The organism is Lacimicrobium alkaliphilum, from assembly GCF_002591895.1.
Lineage (GTDB): Bacteria > Pseudomonadota > Gammaproteobacteria > Enterobacterales > Alteromonadaceae > Lacimicrobium > Lacimicrobium alkaliphilum.
The window spans coordinates 1-21,531 of the sequence record NZ_NISX01000019.1; the positions used below are offsets into that span (position 1 = coordinate 1).

The following is a 21,531-nucleotide window of genomic DNA, read 5'->3' on the forward strand; positions in this document are numbered from 1 at the left end:
GAATCCCGCCCTGTCCATACATTAGATCTGCTAGAGTCTCGAGTTCTAGATATAGATCTCTTATCCCCTCTATCTATATAAACCTCACCCCTCAGTTTTATTAACGACATACCTTTATCTATAAAATTGAAGTAAACGAAATCCCAGTCCTGATGTTTTGGTAAAACAGGGTCAAAGCGAACATTCAAATGTTTAGAAAAAATGAGCGTTGAGGTATTAGCTATACCTTCATACTTGTTGAAAATAAAATTAAAATAATCAGAAGAACGTACTTCACCAGGCAGCTGACTCTTTTTCCTTCCTGATTCAAAATCACAATAAAACAGATTTCCAGAACCATAAACATCATCATGATCCTTTAGGAAATCCCTCTCAATGAAATAATCATCACTATCAAGAAGATACACTATGTTTCCTTGAGAACTACATATTCCAACATTTCTCGCATGTGCCGCAGTGCTTTTCTCAGAAAGCTTAATAAAACTATCCTGTTCCCTAAGATTTGGAATTTCATAATCAAAATCAGAGTTATCATCCACTACTATAATCTGACAAATCTCAGAGTTTTTCTGATCGATAATACTCTTAACCGCCCTAGTAGTTACTTCAGGACGATTCCTTGTCGGAATTACAACTGAACATAGAATCATATTAATCCTTTCTATATGTATTCATAACAACCAATATTGGAAAAAAGAAAGAGAAGAAAACCCAGCCGTGCCTCGTTGTATCAAAAAAGGATGATTCAGTCATATTATGTAAAACAAAAAATACACCTACAAAAACAGAAGATAATACAATTATGGAATCATCAACACTGAGTTTTTCTCTTGTTAAAATCAATGAGTATTTAAAATATGGATATATAAAGAAAAACAAATAACCAAATAACCCTACAAAACCCAGGTAGAGAACTAAATCTAAGTATCCATTGTGTCCATGAGCAACGAACTCGACCCAGCTATCCGCATAATCAAACAATATAGATCCCATTCCAACATGATACACCGATGAGTAGCCAACACCCAAAATAGGGTTATCTGTTATAATATTACCCACAACCTGCCAAATCATCGCCCTACCGGTTAAAGATTCAGGAGACTCCAACAGTACAAGGAAACTCACTAAACCATAATAAAGTAAGGGAGAAGTGACTAATATAGCCACCAATATATAGTACCTATTGGTAATAAGTCTAAACCTCACCAATCCAAATACGAATAAGAAACAGGGAACTAACAAAAATATAGAAGTCTTCGAAACGGTTTGAACAAGAAATAAAAATGAGACTATAGCAAAAGCAAAATACTTTTTATCTTTTCTAACCCAAAAACTGATCAACAGAATTCCGGTCAATATAGCAGCTACTGCTCCCGCCCTGTTCTTATGAGTAAACAAGCCTTTCCAGTTACCGACTAACTGCTCATCCAAGGTATCTAGAGTATGTACGGCCGCAGGATGAAAAATGGATAGTAATATGCTCAAGAAAACTATGATAGTCAGAGAGGTAACAAGGTTCTTAAACAAGATATTTCTATCGTATGACAATGCTAAAAGAAGTGGTATCAGGAAAACTATAGAGGTCAAAACTATTCGTTTGAAAGTAATAAATGGCACTTCCGACCAAAAAGTACTTGCACAAGCATAAACAAAGAATGCCAAAATAAAGTAAAGTGGCCCAGCAATTCTTTTTATAGAAGATAGTTTTCCTCTAACAAAACAATCAAAAATTGCCAATAAGAGTATTAAAACGAATAGAATCTGTTTTAATGGATCACTCTCACCGGTTTGAGCCACATCCAATACGTGACCTTCTCCTGCCAGAAATTTCGTTCCTACAAGGGTAAGAAAGAGATAGGAGAAAGTAAGGACAAAACAAAATAGGTTATTCTTATTAATCTTCATATTCCACTAAAACGCCTATTATTCATGACCCTTTAATATTTCTGTACTCTTCGTAGGGAGTCCCAAAGAGTGCATTAACTTTTCCAAGTTGCCTATATATCTTTAAAGAGGAATGAATACGAATATTTTTATTAGCATATAACAGACAATATCTAACCAGATAGTAAACAAGAGCTGCAAAAAATTTTGCTAATTCATTAAAGATCTTTACTGAAGACAAACCATGTTTCTTCATTATTCTAATATCTGTAGAACCAATTCTATATTCACGTTTCCTGGCCCAGTCTATAGTAACACGGCTTAAATCATAGAATTCATAGCTTATTGCTTCGGATGCATAGGCAAATGTAGCACCCAAACCTTTTAGTCTAGTAAAAAATTCCTTATCTCCCCCTCCGGTCAAACCAAACTTCACATCAAAAGTGGGCTTAGCATAGGCATCCCAAAACCTACGTGAGAGCAATATCGCTCCTGTTCCATGAATCAAATCAACCGGTCCACTTGGAGGCCTGTTACGCCAGAATATAGGTAACCCTGAAGTCCAACTTGGTGGTTCACTGCTGAATTCCGGTAAAACTGCCCCGCCAACTACGTCAGCCTTAGTGTCAAAATGGATCCTGACTAATTCAACTAACCATTTGGAATCAACTGTTTCATCATCATCAAGCATCGCCAGAAAGTCAGCATTCTCCTGCTCGAATGCTGTATGTAGAATTTTATTGCGAACCTGAGATATGCCTCTCTCAGTTACTGGCACCCCGAAAAGTCTAAAAGGAAATTTCTCACTTAGCTTTTCAACGATCGTCAAGCCAGCCCCTTGATCTCCATCATTATCAGCCACCAATATGCTGACGCAAATATCACTAGGAATCTCTAAATTTTCTATAGTATTAAGGAGCCTTTCTAATCCTTTAGGCCTCTTGAATGTGGGGATTCCAATGATCAGACTTACCTTATTCATTATTCAACCTTCTATAAATATTCCTTAACATTAGAAAAAGTAGAAATTCTCCTAATGCCACACCCAAAAGAGAGCTAAAAGCTGTTCCTAAAAAAAATGAAGATAGCGAAACCAGTACTAAAGTTAAACCGCCAGCCAGTAATGACAAATTACTTAGCACCCTGAAGTTATCGGCAGACTGAAGATAAATAGCAATTGGACTTCGCATCATCCTAAATATGTAAATTATTAAGAATATTCCAAACGAATATGTAAGTGCGTCATAGTACTCAGCATCCTTATAAATCATTTCAAAAAACAAGAAATTACAAGAAATTGCACCCAAAAGGATGCCACACCATACAATAGAACAATAGAGCAATATCTTTTTGAGAGAGCAAGTTACTTCATCTTTTCTATTTTGATGAAGTAACTTCCTGATCCTTGGCCTCTCTAGCTGTGTCATTGTTGAAAATGCAACATCCAAAGGCCTGAACACTAAATTTGCTGCAGCAATAGGAGCGTATGCCGCAGGCCCAAATAGTGCTGAAACGATATAAGCATGACTATTCGAGGTAGCCTCAGCGCTTAAAACTCCCAACAAAGCAAACCGGCCTTGTTTTAGAAACCCCTCTACAGTATTTTGTAATTTACCAGATATCATACCTTTTAAATTTTCGGCTATAAAATTTTGACCAAAAAATCCAATTGAAATAAATTGGGAGATGGAAAGAATCAGCAAAACATTGTTAAATTCAAACTTCTCAATAAACAATAAAACTGAACTACCAAATACGGAGAAAAGAAAATACGAAAAGTCAGACCTTACGACCAAATAGTTGTCATCGCAATTATTTAAATAGGCTCTTCCAAACCATCTAAAAACAGCAAAAAAAGCAAGAAAGCAAAATAAAAATGCGCTCTCAAAATTTTTTAAAAGAAGGTACGATACCAAAAGCTGCATTAACGCCATCACCAAGCAAAACAGGAAATTTAGTCTCTGGTATCCCCAAACGACATCCCTCTTATTTTCCCTGTTGTTGGTTATTACTATTAGCAGTGGTGAGTTTAGAATTGCATTAGAAAAACCACAAGCCAAACTTTGAATAACCAACATGAGAGCGAAAACACCATACTCTTCCTGACTTACGTTGCCAATCATTAACAGAGAAACATATAGATTTGCAATAGAGATGCCCGCCGCGCCTCCAATTGCCGTCACAGCTCTTTTTAATGACAAACCCTCTTTAAACTGCATATAAAATGTCGGCCAATTAAAATAACGTTAAAGTCAGCTTATTAGTAACGAGTTTACTCAACAAAACAAGTAGGTTTTTAGGATAATCAAATACATATCTTTTAATAGTATACGGTTCCTTATACATCCTGTAGAAAGCCCTTAAATTAAGATCATCTATAAATTTTGGATAATAATTATCAGAGCTCAACGATTCCTGTCGAATAAATCCCCCACAGCTAAAAGCTGTTCCAGAAAACCCCTCACATTGCAACCTCAAAATAAATTCCTCTTGTTTTCCAGCCCCTAGACCAACAACCGTATAATCGATATTTTCAGCTACGATTTCAGTTACAAAGAAATCAACTTCCTTTGGACTGGCGTATCCGCTAATAAACTTTATTTTTTCTATTCCTTTATATTTATCCTGCATCTTTTTTACAAACGCTTGAACTTCTGTTTCCTTTGCTCCAATGATTGCAATTTTCTTTCCGTTACTTTCTGAATATGAAAAAAAATCACTGGCAATAGAAGTAAAATCAAAACTAACTCTTTTTATGTCCTTACCGGTTATCATTTTTATCAGAGCAGCCATTAGAAATCCATCACAAAAATATCGGATTCGATCAAAGTTTGGATTAACAAAAAAGCTTGTTAGTGAAGCAAAATTCATAAAAGAATATGTTCCAGGCTTTTCTAGCATAGAGAGAGTAAAATCTCTCTGGATCTTTAAATTTCTTTTTTTTGTCTGCATCGAAACTAGTCTCGTTAATACCCAATTTTGCTAAGATAGCTATCCACAAAAAGCAGCATTCATTCAGACGACGATGTTCTGGCTGCAACACCGGTGTATCGATTGAGTATACGCCGGTATAGGTGTGATAGTCGCCTTAGCGAGTACGACCGTCTGCACCAAGCCTAAATGGCCGATATTTAGAAACGGTTCCGCGCATTCTATTTACTACCTTGTTCTTTTTTCTGTTTCTCTAACTCAACGACATTATGGTCGGGCACCAAATGAGGAAAAATACCGCCATCAAGCTCTTCCAGCAGGCCATGCATAATATCGCGCACCTGGGTACCGAATCGCTCACTGTGCAGCGCGTATTCCAGGTTAGCCTGCAACAGCCCCATTTTATTGCCACAGTCATGGCTTTTGCCGGTCAGGTGATAGGCTTCTACAGACTCCAGCAGCAGTAGCTGGTGCAGTGCATCGGTAAGTTGTATTTCATCACCGGCACCGGGAGGCGTGTACTCCAACAAGTCCCATACTGACGAGGAGAGCACATAGCGACCGGTGATAGAGAGATTACTGGGCGCCTCATCGATTTCGGGCTTTTCAACCATATCGCGAATAGCCGCAGTTTGTCCGGCGCTTATACGGCTACCATTAATATCGACGATACCGTATTGGTTGACCCTTTCCCGGGGTACCGGCTCTACCATAATCTGGCTGATGCGATTTTGGTTAAAGCGGTTCACCATGGCCGCCAGGTTATCTTGTTTGAGGTTGCTGCGGTGCTTATCTACCAGCACATCCGGCAGAATGACCGCAAACGGCTGTTCACCAATCACCGGGCGCGCACACAAAATAGCATGGCCCAGGCCCAGTGCCTGCGGCTGGCGCACCGAGATAATGGTGACATTTTTCGGCACGATATTACGCACATCTTCCAGCAGCTGGCGTTTAACCCGCTTTTCCAGTGTGGCCTCAAGCTCAAAACTTGTATCAAAGTGGTTTTCGATGCTGTTTTTGGATGAATGCGTCACCAGCACAATTTCTTTAATCCCGGCCGCTACCGCTTCCTGCACCACATATTGAATCATGGGCTTGTCAACAATAGTCAGCATTTCCTTGGGAATAGCTTTGGTGGCGGGCAGCATACGGGTGCCCAAGCCGGCAACCGGAATAACGGCTTTGGTTACGGCATTAGATTCTGGATTTATGTAAGAAGTTTTCATTTTTTGTGCTTTCCTTTAGCATCGTACCGGACAACCTGCGGGGCTGAATTATCTGGTTTTCAGTTAAGTCCGATTTAACATTTTCGCAACACTTTCGCCTATTGCAGGGGCATATTGCATATTTCGATAGTATCATTTTTTAAAGTCTATTCGCTATAGATGACGGCTTTGTGACGCCATCTTTTTGACAGAAAATTACGGTTTGATGCCTGGCTTGCCTGAAAAGCCCAGTTTTAACGGTTTTGTAGGGCGCTGGATGCCCGATTACTGCATTCGGACATGACCGGTTGTTGTTGCTGCTGTTGTTTTTGATATTAACCCTGGCGAGGCTTTGGGGTATGCTGGGTGCTGTTGTGTTTCTGTAACGGGCTGGGCTGGTTTAGCGATGAGAGGCGGGGCTGAAAATTATATGTGGCAATTTGCCATTGTCAGCGCGCTGATACTGATGCTGCTGAGCCCTTTTGCCCGGGCGATCAAGGAGCACTTTACCTTTGATGAGGCGTTTTACCAGCAATTAACCGCTCGCTACGGAAAGCGGGCTGAGCGTCCGGTAAAGGCATGGCAGGAGCTTATCGAAGATTATCAGCAGCGCAACATTGATGACCAACTCCACGGGGTCAATCTGTTCGCCAATCGTCGTGTGCGCCACGTGACCGATATCCGGCACTGGGGGCAGCATGATTACTGGGCCACGCCCATAGAGAGCCTCGCAACCGGCGCAGGGGACTGCGAGGATTATGCCATTCTTAAGTACACCACATTACGGGCACTGGGTGTTGAAGAAGCGCAGCTGCGCTTAATGTACGTGCGCGCCACCAGTGTCAACGAGCCGCATATGGTGCTGATCTATTTTTCCGGGCCTAACGCCATGCCGCTGGTATTGGATAATCTGACTGACCGTATCCTGCCAGCTGACAAACGCACGGATCTGAGACCGGTATATTCATTTAACGGCCAGGGCCTATGGCTGTCCCGCGCTCAGGGCGCAGGCAAAAAGGTAAAAAACAGTGCGGGGGTTTCCAACTGGACACAACTGCTGGAACGAATAGAGCAAGGGGAATGAGAACGATGGAGGTCTTATGCGTATTGGTTTGTCACTAAAAGCACAGCTGTATGGCTTGCTGTTACTGGTGCTGACACTGAGTTATACCGGGGCACTATATGTAAATATTGATAGTTTCAGGGAGTATCAGGCTAAACAGCTTACCTCTCACGCTCAGGATGCTGCTCACAATCTGGGCCTGGCCATTTCTCCACACCTTGGTGAAAGCGAGCTGGTGCTGGCCGAAACCATGACCAATGCGATATTTGACTCTGGCTATTATCAACAAATCAGCTTTACCGATACAAATGATGTAGTGCGTTTCAGCCGTCAGCACGAGGGCTGGCAATCCGACGCGCCCAAATGGTTCAGAGACTTATTTCCATTGCAGGCACCGGTGATGCAAAGCGAAGTAGCCAATGGCTGGGTTCCGGGTGGTGTATTGTCGGTACAGTCTCATGTGGGCTACGCCTATGATGTATTGTGGCAAAGCGCGGTAAGCCTGCTGCTACAGGGCCTGTGGCTGCTGGTAGCAACCGGGTTGGTGACCTACCTGATTCTCAGAGCAGTGTTGCGGCCTTTGTCGGCATTACGCAACCAGGCGCAGGCAGTGATGCGCAAGGAATATAAGCAGCTACCGGCGCTGCCTTTCACACTGGAGTTACGCACCCTGACCCGGGCTTTCAACCAGATGGTGGGCAACACAGAGCGCACCTTCAATGAACAGGCAGGGTATGCAGAAACGCTGTCTGAACAGTTATACCGGGATCCGCTTACCGGGCTGGCTAATCGTCAGGCCCTGCAATTGCAGTTTGAGACTCAGAAAACCGAGGCCCGGGAGCATGGCGACTCACTCTATCTGGCGCTTATCCATCTGTCTTCTCTGCAGCCGTTGAATGAGCAGGCCGGATATCAGGCCGGAGACAACTACCTGCTTAAATGCGTTGCGTTAATGCAACAACAACTGGCCGGTTACCCGCAATGTAGCCTGTATCGGCTTTCCGGCTCTGATCTGGCGCTGATGTGCCGGCTCGACGAGAACAGTATGCAGCTGTTACAACAGAAAATGAAAGACGCCTTTAATGCACAGGCGGGCCGGGGTTACCCTAAGGCCTTTGCGCATATGTTTGGCACAAAAGTTAAAGGCCAGGAAAGGTTCCATGATGTGCTTACGCGTCTGGATACCCTGTATCTGACCCAGAATGACAGAGAACTGGCACCGCAGCAGGTGGATCAGGGGCATTCCCGCCAACAGTGGCAACAATTGCTGAGTCAGTTCACTGTGGGCAGCAGTACTGATAAACAGATTACCCGGTTATCAGATTTTGATGCCCTGACCCGGGAGCTGCAGCAGCATTACGAAATAAAACTGCAGCCCGTTTTATCCGGTGATGGGCAGGTGCTTTATTCAGAGAGTCTGGTGCGGTTCAACTGGCAACAGCAGCCATTGTCCACTGCAGCTACCTTTGCCATGGCTGAGCGCCTGCAATGCACTGCCGCCCTTGAAAAATCAGTGTTGTGTTATCTTTTCTCGCAACTCACTGAATATCCACAGTACCCTGTAGGCATAAACCTCACCGATGCCCTGGTATTAACAGAAGAACATCAGCAATGGCTGTTAGCCCTGCTCGGGCTACTCAAAGACAGGTTGCCGCCGCTGGTTCTGGAAATAAAAGAAAGTGCATTGGTAAGCCCGAGTCCGCATCTGGGTACATTTCTGCATAAGCTGCACAAACTGAACATCAAGATTTGCATTGAGCATTTTGGTGCGCACCTGAGTGCATTTAAAACCATCAGTAACCTGCCCATAGACTATGTGAAGATTGATGGTGGATTTATACGTGATATTTATCAACCAGCTAATCAGCTGTTCGTCAGAAGTCTGACCCAAATCTGCCACGGTGTCGGCATTCAGGTATTGGCCTCACACGTTGAATCGGCAGAGATTGGCGGGCGATGTCTGCACATGCACCTGGACGGCCTTCAGGGAAAAGGCGTTGCACAACCACTAAGTATCAGTCAGTGTTATAAAAATTTAATGTACAGCGACCCCAGGGTTGGTTTAGAATTGGCCAGTAACTTCCGTTCAACAGATGAGGGACCACAATGAAATTCAAGTACTTATCCATTATTGCCGCAGGCTTGCTAAGCGTATCCTCGGTGCAGGCTCAACAAACTGATTTTGATCTTGCTGCATTGCAAGAAGCATATAACGCCAGCGGTCAGACCGGCAGTTTTGTTGCCTATGTTCGCCAGCAATTGCTGCCCGATAGCCTGATTAGCTCTAATCCTGCCCAGGCAGAACAAACATTAACGTCACTGCTGGGTCAGTTTGGCGGTGACCAGACACAATTGTCTGAACTGCTGAGTTCACTCTCCAGTGCCGGGATGGACTCTGACAGCATCCTGGCCAGTGCCGTTGGCGCAGGAATCGACCCGACTCAGGTTACTGCAGCACTCGGTGATACTGCAACGGCTGCTTTAGCTGCCGGCGGTGCGGCGCCCTCACCCGGTGCACTTGGTCTTGGAGCCGGTACCGGTGGCGGTGGTGGCACCGCATCTGAGAACTAAGCTGACAGCTTATTGAAAAAAAGGGCCCCCCGGCCCTTTTTTCGTGTCCGGCAGTAGCTATTATGAACCACTATTCAGATTCTCATCGTTCCAGCCCCGTGCTGTGGCTGCTGGGTCTTATCCTTATCTGGGCTCCTATCCCCCTTGGCGGCAATCGTCCGTGGGCGTGGGAGTTATTGCATGGCCTGATCGCAATAGCAGCAATAGTGCATTGTCTGTCAGTGCTGCGAACTGGCCGCTCAGTCTGGCCCAATAAACGGCATTGGTTATTGCTCGCCGGTCCCGCCCTGATCGCCCTGTATCTTATGTTACAGCTGTCCGGACTCTCTGACGTCATTACCACTGTCGATGCCTATCAGACCGGCATCATGCTCAAAAAGACGCTGTTTTTATTACTGTTTGCCTACCTGTTGCTATGCCATTGTCAGCGCCATCGCCAGCTCAGGCTGATCTTAGGCTGTATCCTGCTATCAGGTGGTATTCAGGCCGTTTACGGCAGCCTGCTACATTTAAGTGGCGCAGAGTTGTCTCCGATATTTGGCATACCTGAAGAAGAGAAAGCCAGAGGCAGTTTCGTCTACCAGAATCACTTTGCTAACTATCTGGCGCTGTGCCTGAGCCTTGCTGTTGGCTGGATGCTGAGCGAGTTAAGTACAAAATCCCGGCCCTGGCGACAGTGGCTACATCAGCTGGCGGAGCTGGTGTTGAGTAAAAAGCTGCTATTGCGCCTGGCGATCATTCTGATGGTTGTGGCACTGGTGCTCAGCCGTTCACGGATGGGTAATGCAGGTTTCTTCGCTGCGCTGGCAGCAGTGGCCTTGCTGGCATTATTTATCTACCGCAATCCACCACCTTTTCTGAAGTGGCTGGTATTGAGCATATTTGTATTAGATATTCTGTTGATCGGCTCCATGTTCGGCGTCGAAAAAGTTAAACAACGCATGCAGGAAACCAGTTTTGCCAGCGAAGCCCGGGATGAGGTGGTACTGCATAGCCTGCCTATTCTGCAACAGCATGGCCTGACGGGCACGGGCGGGGGAAGTTTTTATACGATTTTTCCGGGCTATCAGCAGGGGCCCTACAGCGGCTTCTATGATCACGCCCACAATGATTATCTGCAATTTGCGATTGAATTAGGCTGGCCGGTAACTGCACTACTTGGTTTATGGGCGCTTGTCGCACTGTGGCACTGCTTGTGGGTAATGAACCAGCGCCGAACCCGGTTATACCAGGGGGTCGCTTTTGGCTGCTGCGTTGCATTGCTGCATATGGGGTTACACAGCACGGTGGACTTCAGCTTACAGGCCCCCGCCAACAGCTTGTTGTTTGTGACCATTATTTGCCTGGCGTATCTGGTCAGGAGCCTGCCTGCTCCGCGCAGAGATTCCGTTTGATGTGCGCCAGCCGACCGGGCTCGATGGCCGGGGTTTTATTCAGCAAATAGGGGCAGACAATGGATTGGCGTTGATATTGCCGGGTCAGGTCGCGCAGTGCGCCATAAGCCGGCCAGTGGGATCCCGCCGCCCTGCCACTGATTTTAAGCACCCAGGCCTTATCTGAAAGACTCAGTAGTGGCCAGTTAGCCAGACCCACTGCGAGCTGTTGGCGCAGCACTTCAGGCAAATAAGGCCCGTATTGCTCTGCTGTTCTTAAGGTTGCCAGCGCCGCACTCAGATCCTGGCCGTAGAAGGCCTGGCCAAAGCCATAATCGGCATAAGCCACAGGCCAGGTGGGACGCAGCGTTATGGCCTGCTTATACAGGCCTTCAAGTTCTGGCCAGTCCAGCGCTTCAAATTGCCAGTGTGCCCCCCACTCCAGCACTTTCACCCGGGTCAGCAGGTAATGAGCTGCATCAGGTACTGTTTTGGTGGTCGCCATAATCGCCTGCTTCGCCCGCAGATATTCAGGCTCTGTGGGCTGCTGGCCCTGCTCCCATTCCTGTAACGCCTGATAAGCCACATAGTACTGAATATTCGCCTGAGCTGAACCGTACAAGTACGGCAACTGCCAGACCATTACGGCCAGCAGCAACGCGGCCAACCAGCGGCCAAGAGTATGTTTTAATGAAACAGGCAGTGACATATCTGCCCCGGCGTGGTCACCATCAGTCTCTCTGCTATCTGTTCTGAGCGCAACTGGCTGACTCGGTTAAACGCTTCCTGCATTCTCGGCGGACGGCGTTTTACTGAATGGGTATCAGAGGCGACAATGTCGAACAGATCTTCCTGTAACCACTTTTCTGAAAGCGCCTGAGCCGTCTCTCCCATATCACCGAGCAGGGCGGCAGCCGTGAGCTGAAACATACAGCCCGCCTGCTGCAGGGGACGTATCATCGCGGGCTGCTTTTGCAGCTCGCGATTGCGTTCCGGATGGGCAATCATGGGGATGATCGATTGCTTTCGCAGCCATTTCATCAGCCGGTCGGAGCCCGGCGGAATATGGCTGTGGGGGAACTCGAGCAGTATCACCTGGTCACTATCCAGCGCACCAAGAAATAACAACTCCTGTTTTTCCAGCGCCGGTAGTAGCTCAGCACAGACCCGTACCTCACAGGCAGCGCGTAACTCAATGCTGAGCCCCGCCTGCTGGCTTGCTGACTGCAGATAGCCGAGCCCGGAGGTGATCCGAACCCGATCGTTATCAAAACGTCCCGGCTGCCAGTGAGGGGTACAAACAATGCGTGACACGCCCTGCTGCTCCGCCATTTTCAACAGCGCCACAGACTCGTCTGCGTCCATGGCGCCGTCGTCAATACCGGGGATAAGATGGGCATGCAAATCAATCATGCTTTGCTGTCTGATCCGTAGGTTTTATAATAACCATATTCAGCGGTGCCACCATAATAGCTGGCCTGCTTTTCCGACTGCAGCTGGTTGACCACAACACCGAATACCCGTGCGTGGGCCTGATGTAACTTGGCCAGCGCGTGTTTGATCACCGGGCTTCGGGTATCGTCGGCTTTTGCTACCATGACCACCGCATCGACTTTGGTGGACAACACCAGCGCATCGCTGACTGCCTGTACGGGCGGCGTATCGATAATAATCTTGTCATATTCCGCTGACAGGGTCTCAAGCAGGCTATCGATCTTACTGCTTGAGAGCAATTCCAGAGGATTAAGCGGAATGGCGCCCGCCGGCATCACGTCAATACCGGAAACCTGCTTGACGATACAATCCTCAAGCGCCTCGGTACCGCTGATGAAATCAGCCAGTCCAGCCTGATAAGGGGCCATTTCCAATCGTTTGGCAATAGTAGGCTTGCGCATATCGGCGTCAATCAACAATACTTTTTCGAGGCTGGAGAACGCAAAAGCAATGTTCAGTGACGTAGTAGACTTACCCTCAGAGGGAACAGAGGAAGTCACTTCGATCAGCTTGAGGGGTTTATCCAGCGCCATCAATGACAAACTGGTACGGATACTGCGCACCGCTTCGCTGTAGAGTTTGTGTTTATCATCAAAGAAGGCGAAAGTTTTCTCCTTCTCACTTAAACGCTTTCTCAAACGCGGAATATAGCCCAGTGCCCGGTGGCTGAGCAGAGTTTCAACGTCTTTAAGGGTTTTGACGGTGTCATTAAGGGCATCAAATACCAGCGCCATGACCATGCCCAGACCGATACTGGCGACGAAAGCCAGCGCTACAATGAGTTTACGTTTTGGCTTAACCGGATCCGTAGGCAGCACCGCAAAATCAGTAAACCTGGCCACAGGTGAGTTAAAGTCTCCAGCCACTTCGGTCTCTTTCTGGCGACCGAGGAAGCTCTCATATAAACTGCGATTGGTTTCCACTTCCCGCTGTAAGCGCTGATATTGACTTTCAACCGTGCTCAGACCAGAGAACTCAGTGCGCGCCTGCTGCAGTTGTTGCTCCAGTGCGACCAGGTTCTGAGTGGCCGACTCCATTTCTTTCTCCAGGCCCGAGATCAGCTCCTGGATCTGGCGGCGCAGATTTTCCTCTACCGTTGCCAGCTCTGCTCTTGCTGAAATCATCTTCGGATGTTTTGGCCCGTAAACCTGTGCCAGCTCCGACACTTTACGCTCAACAATCACCATTTCCCTTCGGACATTCTGTATCGAAGGGTGCGAGGTCACCTCAGGTAAGCTCTGCAAACGTTGGTAATTGTTCTTATAGCGCTCCAGAAGTTGCCATAAGGCTTCGGTCCTGGCTTTGCGGGAACGGGCATCGGTGATATCAGTAGACAACTGCTCTAATTCTTTTGCATCCAGTGCCGTAACGCCAGCTACGTCAACGAGGTTATTCTGCTCTCTGAACAAGCGAAGTCGCTGCTCTGAGTCTTCCAGGCGCTGGCGCAATTCGTCAAGACGCCCGCCCAGCCAGGTGTTAGCCTTTTGGGTGATACCCAGTTTGGCATCCATCTGGCTTTCTATGTAGGCTTGTCCCAATGCGTTGGCCACATCCTTTGCCAGTTGCGGATCTTCGGATTCAAAACTTACTTGCACCAACTGCGTGCGGCGCATGGGGTTTACCGCAATACGTTCAATAAAGCGGGATAAAGTCTTAGTACGTTTTCGTTGGGCTGCCGCTTCCGGATTCAGGCTCGGTTCTTCTGGCAAAAAGGGCAACTGACTTTTAACCAGCTTGATGCCCTGATTAATCAGGGAGGATTTACCCTGAAATTCAGGATGTTCGAGAATATTAAACTGATCAAATACCCGCTCTGCGACCGCTCTTGATTTGATGATCTCAAACTGGGTCAGGTAATACTCCTGTTGCATGGAGTTAAAACCATAGACCTCCTCAATTTTGATCGCCTGGGCCTGCTGCGCCTCGATCAATAGGGTTGCCGTGGCACGGTAGACTTTCGACATCGAAAAGACCACGACCAGGGTTAACAGGGTGACCATAAAGGCCAACAGCAGAATACGCCACTTTGCCCTGAGAATAACCTGCAGCGTTTTGCGCAGATCAATAACCTGCTCTTTGTCCTGTTGATTCTGTTCGGTAATGGTTGAGGACTGCATCATCAGAAGAACCTCTGCTGTATGGTAACGGTATCTCCGGCTTTGACGCGGCTGTTAAGGCTACCGGTTTCGACAACAGTCTTGCTGCCTTCTCTGGATAGTGAGATCTTTTCTCTGGAAGCTCGCTCAGTCAGGCCCCCGGCCAGCGCTATCGCCTGATTCACCGTCATCCCTGGCTGGTAAGGATAAGCGCCAGGCTTTTTGACTTCACCATGGATGTAAAACGGCCGATAAGCGCTGATTCCTACATACACATTAGGGTCAATCAGGTAATCACCTTTGAGCCCATCGTGGATCTGTGCTTCTACTTCCTTGATGGTAAGCCCTTTAAAATTCAGCTCTCCCAGAAAAGGATAATTCACAATCCCGCTGTCGGTCAGTTGGGTGGTCAGATTCAGCTCTTCTTCACCATAAACCTTGATCTCAATCTCATCGCCAGGCCCGAGTCTGTAATTCTCTGCGCTTTGCTGAGCGCAGAGCGTGACAGACCAGAGCAACATTGCTGCCAGAAAGATAAATCGCATGCTAATCCCTACAGGTTGAGGCCTACACTCAGATAAATTACACGTTTGTCGAAGTTAAAGATATCCACATTAGAGGAACGGTCAGAGAATTCAACACCCCCTTCAAGCTTCCACAAATAGTTGATCCGATAAGACATATTCGCCTCGTAGCGCCAGTACTTATCCAGCTGATCAACACCCTGATAATCGGAGCGAACATAGCCCACCAGTAAGTTGGATTGCATATCGCTGCTCCAGTCATGCTCCCAGCCCAGGCCATAACTGCTCTCTTTAATGACATCACCTCGCAGATCAGGATCTCGTGCACGTCGGCCGGTATCAAGAGTGACGGTGGAATAACTCAGAGGCTGCCAGTTTATTGCTGCCTCCCAGGACAATCCGCTAAAGTCTTCACGTAACGGATTATCAAAGGTCTTATCCTGATAACCAATACGCAATTCGCCACTGGTCAGTGCCGTTGCCTGCCAGTCCATACCTACCATATAACGGGCGTCGAGGTTATCCCGTGATCCACGATCGATATCGACTAAATCATAACGTATATCGTCACGCTGGAATTGTGCCACCAGACTGGTAAAGGCGCCGGTGTCATAATAAAAGGCGGCCGTTGCGCTGGTTTTATTAAACTCCCGGAACTGCGTGATACTTTTAAGATTCTGGTAGTCCTTTTGCATAAATCCGGCGCCCAGACGTATTCTGGCCGGCGTGCTGCGAGCACCAAATTCATAAAAGCCACTCAGGTCAATAACACGGTATTCGGTAGGCTCAGGCTGGGTTTGCCCGCTGGCATCAAAGACGCCGGTACCCCTTTGATCATGACTGTCCAGATATTCTGCATCAAGCTGCAGTCGGTGCTGGTCGGTAAATTCCATCTTTGCCTGACCACTGGCATAAGCATCGAAATAGTCATCGATGCTGCTGGAAAAATAGCGCCCACCGCTGACAGCAGTCTGAAGATTGTATTCGTTCACTCCGTCCAGCAGGGTTGCCGCCAACGTAGGAGTTACCACCAGGATGCTACTACTCTGCTCGTTGAACTGTGTATTGGCGATATTATCATCATGCTTTAACGTAACATCCACGCCCGGAATCAGATCAAACCCACTCTCGGTCTGGATAACATACCCGGATTGCTCCTGCGCCATTACCGGCATACTACCCAGCATCAGCGTCGCCAGACAGATTGATGATGTCACTTTATTTGTCATTTTTTTCTTTCCCCTAATAAACATTTTTTCCTGTAAATCCTTTAAATAACGTCAAAAAGACAATTCGAATATCAAACCACAATGACCAATGCCGAATATATTCGAGGTCGTACTTTACCCGCATTTCCATTTTTTCGAGGGTATCTGTTTCTCCTCTCCAGCCATTTACCTGAGCCCAGCCGGTTATTCCCGGGCGCACTTTGTGGCGAAGCATATAGTAAGCCACTTGCTTACGATATTCTTCATTATGCGCCGCAGCATGGGGCCGGGGTCCAACGACCGACATATCGCCGAGTAATACATTGAAAAACTGAGGTAATTCATCCAGAGAGGTGCGTCTTAAAAAGCCGCCCAGACGGGTGATACGAGGATCATCTTTCGTAGCCTGAACCACCCTGGCGCCATTTTCCTGAACCCGCATACTGCGAAACTTATACACGTTAATTGCCTTGCCATCGAGACCATACCGGTGTTGTTTGAATAATGCCGGGCCGCGGGAATCCAGCTTGATAGCAATCGCGATAATAAGCAGCAGAGGCGCAATCAGAAGCAGCACACTGATACTGAACAGCAAATCGAAGGTACGCTTATAGAAATCCTTGATGCCAAATACCGGTGATTCAAACACACTCAGCGTGTCGGTATCGCCGACACTGCCAATTCGGGCATGCATCAGATTTTTCAGCACAAAATCCGGCACCAACAGCACATCCACTGTGGTATCACCTAATCGTTGGATGATGTCGGCGATGCGTCGCTCTGCCAGCATCGGCAAACAAATATACAGCTTGCTGATCTTCCCCTGTTGTGCCAGCGCCACGCCTTCTTCTATAGAGCCTTTGAGCAAAGACTGGTTGTTCGGATTCAGGCGTGATGGCGCTCGGTCGTCATAAAAACCGATGCATTCGAAGCCTAACTCGATGTGCTGTTGCATCTGCTCGAGCAACTCTAAGCCTGAATCAGTCAGACCGATGATAGCCACCTTTTGCATGCTCAGGCCGCGGCGGCGGCGCCAGGCCTTAATATGCTTTGCAGAGACACGCCAGCTTATCAGCGCCAGCAGACTGGCACCGTACCAGCCCAGTACCACTACCCGGGAAAAGCTTGCTCCCTCTTTTAATACAAACAGCATGGAGATGATGAACAAAAAGCTGGCGCCATGTACCAGTATCAACAGCACCAACATGCGGGAAAAGCGCCCTACCCGCCAGGAACGATACAATTGAACGGACTCTGCCAGATAGGCATAGATGAGTGTCAAAGACAGAAACAGAAACAGATAGTCGCGATTAAAAGACACACCGTAGAGATAGCTGGACGCCAGCAGGCAAAGTGCCAGAATGGCAAAATCAATAAATCGGTAGACAAAATGTGTGGAAGAATCGAATTTGAATCGCGCCTGAGAATCCATTGTCCTGTCCTGTAATCCTTTGAGTGCAGCTATACCCACTGGCCTGTATCAATGTGGGAGAATCTAACCTGTAAAAACACTAATCTGGATAACTCCGGGTTATCCGCATTTCAAAAACGTTGCCAGAGCAACCTTATCAGTTCCACCTTAATGAGTGGCCCGCAAAGCTCATCAGCGAGCGGCCAAACCAGAGCAAACAGGCAACTCCCCAACCCAGCGCAGAAGCAAAGAGATCTTCGGTGCTGAATTCACGATGAGTAAACCAGAGCTGTGAGTACTCATCGATCAGAAAGCAGCCAAGCATTGCCAGAAAAAAAGTAAACTGCAATAACATTGGCTTGCTTCGTAGAGACAGCAACCGCCCAAGACTCAGCGGTAGTAGCAAACCTACCAGAATATGCAGGTTTTTATCTGAACCAAGCCAGAGCTCAAACCATTTGCACCAGATTTGCCAACCCGGAACATGCTTTGACAATACCAGGCTGAAACACCATAAAAAGGAGATCTGCGCAAAGCCGTCGAGCATAGACTTATAATATTTCATATTGATTAAACCTGTAAAAAGTCCATTTGTGCCTCACAACTACAATTAACACTCCATTAACACTTGTAAATCAAGGCTTCTAGGTTTAGCTTGTACACTTACAAAATATGTTTCCGCGTCTCCGGAAGGGCTGTAATAATATATTTTATTGGCATTAGAAGCAATTTTGGGATAAGCACCGTGTTTGTCAAAATATTTTACAGCGAAATATATCAGCAAACATTATACTCATTTTAAATCAACGACTTATAGATTTGGAACGGTTTTTGCTTTTACCTCTTTTCATCATATACAGATTTTGTTCAAAAATAAGGAGATTATCGGTGGGGAAATTAAACTTGCTTAAGACACTGGTTGCGGCCATAGGCCTTACAGCGACAGCTACTCAGGCGTCATTGCTGACCAATAGCAGCTTTGAGGAAGACGCTAGTGGCTATACAGAACTATTCGCAGATTCCACTGGAAACAACAGCTGGGCCGTTTACGACGGCTTAAATGGCTGGACAGCAGGCGCTGCTGGTGTGGAGCTACAGCAAAGCGGTCTGCAGGGAAATATGAATGCCTTTGATGGTAACACCTATGTAGAGCTGGATACCCACTTTGACTATGATGCCCCGACAGATAGCAACTCTTCAATTTACCAGACCCTGAGTGGACTGACGGTTGGTGCTGAGTATGAGTTAAGTTTCGCTTACGCTTCCAGAACCGACCTGGCAGATGACAACGGTATTGAAGTGTTCTGGAGCGACGCGGTTGCTACCTTGTTCGACAACAGCATACTGTCAATAGATTATACAGTCGATAATCTGCTTAACTGGACAATGATTACCACCACACTGGTTGCTTCATCAGAGGACATGACCCTTGGCTTTAAAGCATTTGGTGATACATCGTGGACTTTTGATGGAAAAACTAACCCAGACAGCAATGGTAAAGGTGGTTTTCTGGATGCCGTCTCTGTAACAGCTGTTGATGTGCCAGAGCCTGCCAGTCTGGGGATCATTGCCCTGGGCTTATTGGGAATGGGTGCACTGCGCCGTAGAGCCTGATTAATAAACGTCAGTATTCTTTACAGAAAAACGCCGGCAAATGTCGGCGTTTTTTTATTTTTTTTACCTGCTGCGTAAATTATTCTGAATTCGGATAGTCTTTTTTATCATTCTGCGCCAGATACCACTGGTAAGTTTGCTCCAGCCCCTTTTTTAGATTGGTTTCAGGCCGCCAGCCAGTAGCGAATAAGCGGCTGTTGTCCAGACGTTTCCTCGGTGTACCATCCGGCTTGGTAGTGTCAAAGGTGATTTCCCCCTGATACGCCGTCACCTCGGCCAAAAGCTCCGCTAACGCCGCAATACTGATTTCCTCACCACTACCAATATTAATATGAGAGATATTAGCATCAGCCGATGCCCAAAAATCTGCCTCAGCTAATTGCATCAGATGAATACAGGCATCACCCATATCATCCACGTACAGGAACTCACGTTGCGGCCGGCCACTTCCCCAGATTGTAACCTGTGGGGCTCGTTGCCTTTTCGCCTGTTCAAAACGCTGTATCAACCCCGGTATCACATGACTATGCTGGGGGTGGAAATTATCAAAGGGGCCGTACAGATTGGTCGGCATCACACTACGATAATCCCGCCCATACTGAATATGATAACTCTCACACAATTTAATACCGGCAATTTTAGCAATCGCATAGGGAGCATTTGTCGATTCCAGCTTCCCGGTGAGTAAGGCTTCTTCTGTTATTGGCTGGGTGGCATCTCTGGGATAGATGCAACTGGAACCTAAAAACAGCAGTTGCGGTACCCCGGCCAGGTGGCTGGCGTGGATGACGTTACAGGCGATTTGCAGGTTCTGATAAATAAAGTCAGCCGGATACTGGCTGTTAGCCAGTATGCCACCGACCTTCGCCGCGGCCAGATAAACCTGATCGATACCCTCCGACGCGAAAAAATCACTGACAGCATGCTGATCTGTGAGATCTAACTCATCGCGCTCCTTCAGGATCAACTCATCATTACCGGATTGCAGTTGCCGCACCAACGCACGACCCACCAGCCCCTGGTGGCCTGCCACAAAAATCCGTTTAGTATCCATGTTGTTGTAACAGTGCCTGCTTTTGAGCCTGATGCATGTCTGAATCCATCATTTCCTGACACAAGCTGTCAAAGTGACACTCTGGCTGCCAGCCAAGCTGCTCTATTGCCTTTGCCGCATCGCCTAGCAGTGTGTCGACTTCCGCCGGCCTGAAATATTTAGGGTCAATGCGCATGATCACCTGGCCAGGGCGAACCGCAGGTGCCAGACGGCTATCGGCCGATTCAACCACCGCGATCTCTTTTTCCCCCTGACCACTGAAGCTAAGTTGCAAACCTATACAGCCAGCGCATTTTACCAGGAAATCTCTTACCGAATGCTGCTCTCCGGTAGCAATGACATAATCATCAGCCTGTTCCTGTTGAAGGATTTGATATGCCGCATGCATATAATCCCTGGCATGCCCCCAGTCTCGTTTCGCTTCCAGGTTGCCGAGAAACAGGCAATCCTCGAGTCCCTGACTGATTGCCGCCAGGGCGCGGGTAATTTTGCGGGTCACAAAGGTTTCACCACGGCGTGGTGACTCATGATTGAACAGGATCCCATTGCAAGCGTACAAGCCGTATGCTTCCCGATAATTAACCGTCGCCCAGTAAGCATAAAGTTTGGCAGCGGCGTAGGGGGAACGGGGATAGAACGGGGTATGCTCGTTCTGCGGTGTTTGCTTTACCTGGCCGAAAAGCTCTGAGGTAGAGGCCTGAAAAAAACGGCATTGCTTGTCGATCCCCGTTTGTCGCAACGCTTCGAGCAGCCTCAGGGTGCCTAATCCATCCACATTCGCCGTATATTCGGGGGTTTCAAAGGACACAGCCACATGGCTCTGGGCCGCCAGATTATAGATTTCATCGGGTTGAATCTGGTCGATCAGCCTGGCCAGCTGGCTGCTGTCGGTCATATCACCGTAATGCAGCAACAACCGGGCCTGAGGATCATGGGGATCCTGATAGATATGGTCTATCCGGCTGGTATTCAGGGACGAGGCTCTTCGCTTCATCCCATGTACGACATAGTCCTTATCCAACAGCTGCTCTGCCAGATAAGAACCATCCTGACCGGTGATACCGGTGATAAATGCAACTTTTTTGCTCATTGATCTTCCG

General features: G+C 47.3%; 20 protein-coding genes. 5 read left to right on the forward strand and 15 right to left on the reverse strand.

All coding sequences use genetic code 11. The features are described from left to right. From CDA54_RS15880 to galU, 6 genes are all read right to left on the reverse strand, one after another. Positions 1-650, reverse strand: a 650-nt coding sequence (locus tag CDA54_RS15880) for a glycosyltransferase family A protein (RefSeq protein ID WP_143452317.1), incomplete at its 3' end; no start/stop codon positions are given. A gap of 1 nt (position 651) precedes the next feature. Next, a complete protein-coding gene (locus CDA54_RS15885; RefSeq protein ID WP_099036026.1) occupies positions 652-1,905 on the reverse strand; it encodes an O-antigen ligase family protein in 1,254 nt (417 codons plus the stop codon). Positions 1,906-1,927: 22 nt separating this feature from the next. Then, positions 1,928-2,866, reverse strand: a complete 939-nt coding sequence (locus tag CDA54_RS15890) for a glycosyltransferase family 2 protein (RefSeq protein ID WP_099036027.1) — start codon at positions 2,864-2,866, stop codon at positions 1,928-1,930. Beyond that, positions 2,859-4,103 carry a polysaccharide biosynthesis protein gene (locus tag CDA54_RS15895; protein ID WP_099036028.1) on the reverse strand — a complete coding sequence of 415 codons (1,245 nt, stop codon included), beginning with the start codon at positions 4,101-4,103 and terminating at the stop codon, positions 2,859-2,861. The genes CDA54_RS15890 and CDA54_RS15895 overlap by 8 nt, the downstream gene beginning before the upstream one ends. A 16-nt stretch (positions 4,104-4,119) precedes the next feature. Further along, positions 4,120-4,836: a WecB/TagA/CpsF family glycosyltransferase gene (locus CDA54_RS15900; protein WP_099036029.1), complete on the reverse strand. Its 717-nt coding sequence runs from the start codon at positions 4,834-4,836 to the stop codon at positions 4,120-4,122. Between the two features lie 200 nt (positions 4,837-5,036). Beyond that, complete coding sequence (galU, locus tag CDA54_RS15905) at positions 5,037-6,044, reverse strand: UTP--glucose-1-phosphate uridylyltransferase GalU (RefSeq protein ID WP_099036030.1); 1,008 nt, start codon at positions 6,042-6,044, stop codon at positions 5,037-5,039. 409 nt (positions 6,045-6,453) lie between these two features. Here galU and CDA54_RS15910 point away from each other — a divergent pair, with 409 nt between their 5' ends. From CDA54_RS15910 to CDA54_RS15925, 4 genes are all read left to right on the forward strand, one after another. Continuing rightward, positions 6,454-7,107, forward strand: coding sequence for a transglutaminase-like cysteine peptidase (locus CDA54_RS15910; RefSeq protein ID WP_229748195.1), 654 nt, complete (start codon positions 6,454-6,456; stop codon positions 7,105-7,107). A gap of 16 nt (positions 7,108-7,123) precedes the next feature. Continuing rightward, positions 7,124-9,196, forward strand: coding sequence for a bifunctional diguanylate cyclase/phosphodiesterase (locus tag CDA54_RS15915; RefSeq protein ID WP_099036031.1), 2,073 nt, complete (start codon positions 7,124-7,126; stop codon positions 9,194-9,196). Then, the gene (locus CDA54_RS15920; RefSeq protein ID WP_099036032.1) at positions 9,193-9,657 is read left to right on the forward strand and encodes a hypothetical protein; all 465 of its coding nucleotides are present in this window, start codon (positions 9,193-9,195) and stop codon (positions 9,655-9,657) included. Before CDA54_RS15915 ends, CDA54_RS15920 begins: the two co-directional genes overlap by 4 nt. 62 nt (positions 9,658-9,719) lie before the next feature. Then, the gene (locus CDA54_RS15925; RefSeq protein ID WP_099036033.1) at positions 9,720-11,051 is read left to right on the forward strand and encodes an O-antigen ligase family protein; all 1,332 of its coding nucleotides are present in this window, start codon (positions 9,720-9,722) and stop codon (positions 11,049-11,051) included. Here CDA54_RS15925 and CDA54_RS15930 read toward each other — a convergent pair. The 7 genes from CDA54_RS15930 to CDA54_RS15960 form a co-directional block, all read right to left on the reverse strand. Next, entirely contained in the window at positions 11,014-11,739 is a 726-nt protein-coding gene (locus CDA54_RS15930) for a hypothetical protein (RefSeq protein ID WP_099036034.1), read from the reverse strand. The genes CDA54_RS15925 and CDA54_RS15930 overlap by 38 nt on opposite strands. Continuing rightward, on the reverse strand, positions 11,718-12,443 hold the full coding sequence (locus CDA54_RS15935; protein WP_099036035.1) for a tyrosine-protein phosphatase: 726 nt from the start codon (positions 12,441-12,443) through the stop codon (positions 11,718-11,720). Before CDA54_RS15935 ends, CDA54_RS15930 begins: the two co-directional genes overlap by 22 nt. Continuing rightward, positions 12,440-14,644 (reverse strand): GumC family protein, encoded by a 2,205-nt coding sequence (locus CDA54_RS15940; RefSeq protein WP_099036036.1) that lies wholly within the window; start codon positions 14,642-14,644, stop codon positions 12,440-12,442. The genes CDA54_RS15935 and CDA54_RS15940 overlap by 4 nt, the downstream gene beginning before the upstream one ends. Then, complete coding sequence (locus CDA54_RS15945; protein ID WP_099036037.1) at positions 14,644-15,165, reverse strand: polysaccharide biosynthesis/export family protein; 522 nt, start codon at positions 15,163-15,165, stop codon at positions 14,644-14,646. Before CDA54_RS15945 ends, CDA54_RS15940 begins: the two co-directional genes overlap by 1 nt. Positions 15,166-15,173: 8 nt before the next feature. Next, complete coding sequence (locus tag CDA54_RS15950; protein ID WP_180237250.1) at positions 15,174-16,373, reverse strand: outer membrane beta-barrel protein; 1,200 nt, start codon at positions 16,371-16,373, stop codon at positions 15,174-15,176. Between the two features lie 13 nt (positions 16,374-16,386). Continuing rightward, the gene (locus tag CDA54_RS15955) at positions 16,387-17,784 is read right to left on the reverse strand and encodes an undecaprenyl-phosphate glucose phosphotransferase (RefSeq protein ID WP_099036039.1); all 1,398 of its coding nucleotides are present in this window, start codon (positions 17,782-17,784) and stop codon (positions 16,387-16,389) included. A gap of 136 nt (positions 17,785-17,920) precedes the next feature. After that, positions 17,921-18,328, reverse strand: a complete 408-nt coding sequence (locus tag CDA54_RS15960) for a hypothetical protein (protein ID WP_099036040.1) — start codon at positions 18,326-18,328, stop codon at positions 17,921-17,923. Between the two features lie 323 nt (positions 18,329-18,651). On the opposite strand from CDA54_RS15960, the gene CDA54_RS15965 reads away from it, so the two are divergent. Next, positions 18,652-19,377: a PEP-CTERM sorting domain-containing protein gene (locus CDA54_RS15965; protein ID WP_099036041.1), complete on the forward strand. Its 726-nt coding sequence runs from the start codon at positions 18,652-18,654 to the stop codon at positions 19,375-19,377. A 79-nt stretch (positions 19,378-19,456) separates the two neighbouring features. Here CDA54_RS15965 and CDA54_RS15970 read toward each other — a convergent pair whose 3' ends face one another. Next, on the reverse strand, positions 19,457-20,431 hold the full coding sequence (locus tag CDA54_RS15970) for a GDP-L-fucose synthase family protein (RefSeq protein WP_099036042.1): 975 nt from the start codon (positions 20,429-20,431) through the stop codon (positions 19,457-19,459). Next, positions 20,421-21,521: a GDP-mannose 4,6-dehydratase gene (gene gmd, locus CDA54_RS15975; RefSeq protein WP_099036043.1), complete on the reverse strand. Its 1,101-nt coding sequence runs from the start codon at positions 21,519-21,521 to the stop codon at positions 20,421-20,423. Before gmd ends, CDA54_RS15970 begins: the two co-directional genes overlap by 11 nt. Between the last annotated feature and the right edge of the window lie 10 nt (positions 21,522-21,531).